The sequence below is a fragment of the Desertibacillus haloalkaliphilus genome (genome assembly GCF_019039105.1).
GTDB classification, from domain to species: Bacteria; Bacillota; Bacilli; order Bacillales; family KJ1-10-99; genus Desertibacillus; species Desertibacillus haloalkaliphilus.
Genome location: NZ_JAHPIV010000627.1, coordinates 1 through 324, shown reverse-complemented (window position 1 = coordinate 324; position 324 = coordinate 1). Strand labels below are relative to the sequence as shown.

Genomic DNA, 324 nt, shown 5'->3' with positions numbered 1-324 from the left:
TTTCAAAACCGTCCGAATTCACGTATAATAGAAATATTGAAATTTAGTTGGAGGGAAACAGGCATGCATCATCCAGTCGCAAAGCCATGGTCAATCAAGTGGATTGCCCAGCACATCGCATCATTCATTTTGCTTACCGGTGCCGTGTTAGCGGCAGCAATTGCTTTGACAGCCTTAATTATTGGTATCGAAGAACTGATTGCCTTAGTTGTTGTACAACGTCCAATCAACACTTACACAAACGTTTACGGTAACGCTCTCCAAACCGTTTTGTGGCACTTCTTGATTGTGTTCTCATTGGTTTCCTTCTGGTCAGCCGTGGAT

General features: G+C 43.2%; 1 protein-coding gene. It reads left to right on the top strand.

Going from position 1 to position 324, the window contains the following annotated elements:
* Positions 1 to 63: 63 nt before the first annotated feature.
* Positions 64 to 324, top strand: a 261-nt coding sequence (locus tag KH400_RS23595; RefSeq protein ID WP_217228772.1) for a hypothetical protein, incomplete at its 3' end; no start/stop codon positions are given.